This is a genomic window from Pseudomonas sp. P4_C3 (genome assembly GCF_056402075.1).
The window spans coordinates 1-4,126 of the sequence record NZ_JBFUIC010000341.1; the positions used below are offsets into that span (position 1 = coordinate 1).

The 4,126-nt window shown below is 57.7% G+C and carries 5 protein-coding genes; 3 read left to right on the plus strand and 2 right to left on the minus strand.

The features are described from left to right. From AC1DVH_RS27120 to AC1DVH_RS27130, 3 genes are all read left to right on the plus strand, one after another. The coding region (locus AC1DVH_RS27120; RefSeq protein WP_477756389.1) for a tyrosine/phenylalanine carboxypeptidase domain-containing protein at nucleotides 1–397 on the plus strand (397 nt) is incomplete at its 5' end. A gap of 160 nt (nucleotides 398–557) precedes the next feature. After that, nucleotides 558–2,075, plus strand: a complete 1,518-nt coding sequence (locus tag AC1DVH_RS27125; RefSeq protein WP_477756390.1) for a DUF3300 domain-containing protein — start codon at nucleotides 558–560, stop codon at nucleotides 2,073–2,075. Between the two features lie 26 nt (nucleotides 2,076–2,101). Further along, nucleotides 2,102–3,019 (plus strand): DUF2950 domain-containing protein, encoded by a 918-nt coding sequence (locus AC1DVH_RS27130; protein WP_477756391.1) that lies wholly within the window; start codon nucleotides 2,102–2,104, stop codon nucleotides 3,017–3,019. Nucleotides 3,020–3,186: 167 nt separating this feature from the next. Here the strand turns inward: AC1DVH_RS27130 and AC1DVH_RS27135 are convergent, their stop codons facing one another. Beyond that, entirely contained in the window at nucleotides 3,187–3,540 is a 354-nt protein-coding gene (locus AC1DVH_RS27135) for an SDR family NAD(P)-dependent oxidoreductase (protein WP_477756393.1), read from the minus strand. Nucleotides 3,541–3,565: 25 nt separating this feature from the next. Continuing rightward, a complete protein-coding gene (locus tag AC1DVH_RS27140; protein WP_477756392.1) occupies nucleotides 3,566–4,093 on the minus strand; it encodes a RidA family protein in 528 nt (175 codons plus the stop codon). Nucleotides 4,094–4,126: the final 33 nt, after the last annotated feature.

Sequence of the window (4,126 nt, forward strand, 5' to 3'; positions counted from 1 at the left end):
GTCGCAGGAGGAGTCCTTCCGCTCCACCCAACGGGTGTTTCGCGGCGCCAACCTGCGGGGCGGTTCGGCGTTCACCAAGGATGCCGCTTACCTGACCGGATTGCTCGGCGTCCACACCCTGCTGCGCATTGCAATCCGCGATAACCGGCCGGAACTGGTGGGGCATTTGTTTGCCGGGCGCCTCAGCCTGGCTGACACCGTGCGCCTGGCGCCACTGTTCGAGTCCGGCTGGCTCAAGGGCCCGGTCTATCTTCCGGCCTGGGCCTCTGACCTGCGTCTACTGGCGGCCAATCTGGCTTTCTCGGCGTTCATCGCCCAGATCAAGCTGGACGTGCTGGACCTGGAGGTGTTCATGGCATTCGCCGAAGAACACGAAAGCGATGCCAGCGCCCAGTGACCAGGGTGACACCGTTTTAAAGGCAACCTTGATTCTTGAAATGAACTGCTACCCTTAGGAAGCGGCAACGAAGCTGGACTCTGTGGCTTGCAAAGTCAGCTTTCACCTCTGCTGCATCGACTCACTCATTTCAAGCCTGCCTGACCACATAGGGGGTGCAATGCGCATTCCATTTTTTTACGCGTTGTCAGCCGTACTGTTTTTGAGTGGGTCTTCCTGCCTGGCACAGACTGCAGATGCGACCGCCGCCGCACCGGCACCCGCTACCGATACAGTGCCCGTCACCGCGCCTGCCAAAGATCCCGTGTTTACCCAGGAACAGCTGGATCAGATGCTGGCGCCCATTGCGCTTTACCCGGACCCACTGTTTGCACAGGTACTGATGGCCACCACCTACCCCGGGGAAGTCGGCGAGGCGGTCATCTGGTCCAAAGCGCACCCGGACGCCAAGGGTGACGATGCGGTCAAACAGGTGGCGAACCAGCCCTGGGATCCGAGCGTGCAGGCATTGGTCGCCTTCCCGCAGGTTCTGGCAACGCTGGGACAGGATCCCGTCTGGGTCCAACGCCTGGGTGATGCCTTCCTGGCGCAGCCCGACGATGTCATGGAAAGCGCGCAACGCTTGCGTCGCCAGGCACAGGCAGCCGGCAATCTGCAGAGCAACCAATATCAGAACGTGACGATCCAGAATGTCGCGGCGCCAGCACCGGCGACCACGACTGCGGCACCGGCCCCTGAATCGGCCCCGGCCAGCAACTCCACCATCATCATTCAGCCTGCCGATCCGCAGGTGGTGTACGTCCCCACGTATAACCCGACAACCACCTACGGCACCTGGCYCTACCCGGCGTCGCCGCCTGCGTACTATCCACCGCCACCGGCCTATTACCCTGGTCAGGCCCTGATGGCCGGACTCGCGTTTGGCGCTGGTGTGGCGATCGTAGGATCGTTGTGGGGTGAATGTGACTGGGGCAATAACGACGTCGACATCGACGTCAATCGTTACAACAACATCAACGGCAACAACCGGATCACCAACAACAAATGGCAACACAACCCGGTGCACCGCAATGGCGTGCCCTATCGAGACAGTGCGAGCCGCTCACAGTACGGTCGGCAACTGAACGGCGCCAGTCAGCGTGAGGCCTATCGCGGGGACAATGCCCAACGCGCCCAGGCCCGTGAAAATGCCCGCACCTCAATGGACAAGCACGGTATCGAACGACCTGCCACCAGCAACCGCGAAGCCCGTGATCAAACGCGCCAACTCCAGTCCGCAACCGTGGGCGGAGATCGGCTACAGGCCGGTGCAGACAGGCCAAAGGCGGCTGACAGAGGCCAGGGCCCGGCCAGAAACACCCGGGAGAATCAGCAACTCCGCAAACAGGCCTCTCAAGTCAATCAGCAACCCAGGGACCAGAGCGCTCAGCTGAATCAGCGCAGAGAGGGCCAGGCGCAGACGCGTCAAACGGCGAATCAACGGCCGGCCGTCAGTACCGGCAGTGCCCGCAACAACGCCTTCGCCGGCGCACGCTCACCGTCCCAGGCCAATGTCCAGGCCAATCGTGGCCGGGCCAGCCAGGCATCCGCCCAACGCCCAAGTGCCGCGCGATCGGCCGGTCACCAGGTCAGTCGGCCGTCCAATCCACCAGCGCGTCAAAGGGGGGGTCGTCGTTGAAAAACCAACCTCGAGTGAAGGGACTCATGGGCTTGCTCCCTCATGTCCTTGCGATAGCTGCCGGCTTGTTGTGGTCGTACATGGCGACGGCGCAGCAGGCCTTTCCAACGCCAGAAAAGGCCGCGGAAGCCTTTGTCGAAGCACTGGGCACGGAACACTCCGACCAGGCACGCCTGACGGAGCTGCTGGGCAGTGACTGGCACAGTTACATCCCGCGTGAAGGCGTGCAGCGCGAAGATGTGGATGCGTTTTTGCAGCAATACCGCGAGCAACATCACATAGAAAACTCCAGCGAGCGCAAGGCAGTCCTGGCGGTCGGCAGCAAGAACTGGACACTGCCCATCCCCATGACAAAAGACGCGAACGGTTGGCGCTTCGACCTGAAGGCCGGCAGTGCCGAGATCCGTGCCCGTCAAATCGGCCGCAACGAACTGGCCGCGGTGCAATCGGTGCTGGCCTATCACGACGCCCAGATGGACTATGCGTCAGTCGATCGAGACGGTGATGGCGCACTCGAGTACGCGCAGAAAATCTTCAGCACCCCCGGCAAGCACGATGGACTCTACTGGGCGGAAGACGACAGCGGCCAGATCAGCCCGCTGGGGCCTTCATTCGGCAAAGCCATTGCCGACGAAGAGTGGCATGGTTACCGCTTCCGCATCCTTGATGGCCAGGGCCCTTCGGCGCCGGGTGGCACCTACAGCTACCTCATCGGTGACAAGATGAGCCGGGGCTTTGCCCTGATCGCCTGGCCGGCGAAATACGATGACACCGGCGTGATGAGTTTCATGATCAGTCATGAAGGACAGGTGTTCGAGAAAGACCTGGGGCCAAGTGGTGAAAAACTGGCGAAATCGATGAAGCGTTTTGATCCGGATGACAGCTGGAAAGAGGTGGCTGAAGATCAAGCGCCATTTGTCACATTTACAACGGGCGGCGGATAAAATCCGCCTGAAAGGCGGAGCTGCGCCGCAAATCAGCAAAATGAAAAATAACATTCCAATCTAAGCAATCACACATCAGACACAAGACAAACTATAGCTGACAGACATCGTCTCGCATCGCCTCCCGTCGCCACAAACTACAACTGAGTTCCCCAAACACCATAAAACTATAGATGCGCCGTTTCCCGCGCTAAAATCATTGAAACAACATTTATTGCTTGCATGGATGAAGCCTGACCAACCACCAACACTCTCGCGGAGTTAACCAATATGTCGACAGAAGGATTCTCACTGAGGAGTTTCACCATTTCTTTATCTATTGCCTCAGGATCCTTCATGTCGACTGCATGAGTCTTTACGAGAGTTTCCGGGTAGCCCGAAACTATTCTTGAGCGTGCGAGCTTTAGACTTTCAAGATCTCTGGATAGTAATATCAAGCCCATGCCACGAGATGCAAAATATTGTGCCACCGCAAAACCTATTCCGCGACTCCCTCCAATGACCAATACGCACTTTTTCACACTCAAGGCTTATATGTTTCGCTATTTACAAGGTCTTTTGGCGCAAAGCCACCGCTTCGATCTCTACTCGCCACGCGTCATTGGGTAACCCAGCAATTTTCAGGACGGAGCGAGCGGGTACATTGGGCTGATTTTTTGTTCCGAAAAACTGCGCATAACCTTCCATGAAGCCCTCCATATCCATTTTGTTATTCTTGGCCGGGTCACCCACCAAAAACACTTGTAGTTTGACCACATCGCCCAGTCCCAGCCCAATATCGTTCAGACTTTTCTCTATCGCTTTAAAAACTGCAATCGTCTGCCCTTTTGTGTCCCCACCATAAGCGAGCGGGCTAGTGATACTCTGGCGAGGATCTTGCACCGGAGGAAGCTTCCCCGACAGGTATATCGTTGAAAAGGAACCAGGTACTTCAACGGCAGCGGCGACAGGAATAGTTGAGTTAGCGACGCGGTGACGAACAACCCCCTCCTGCGCAGCTTGTGCAGCGTTCACGGTGAAAAAAGACATGAGACACAAAATAGCCAGTGGCCTTTTACCCAGTAATTTCGGCATAAAACAACCTCCATCATCAGTTCAGTGTGATTT

What these genes read in the sequence shown, in the direction of transcription:
- AC1DVH_RS27130 (WP_477756391.1), top strand. Translation starts at nt 2,102, where the DNA reads ATGGGCTTGCTCCCTCATGTCCTTGCGATAGCTGCCGGCTTGTTGTGG.
- AC1DVH_RS27140 (WP_477756392.1), bottom strand. Translation starts at nt 4,093, where the DNA reads ATGCCGAAATTACTGGGTAAAAGGCCACTGGCTATTTTGTGTCTCATG.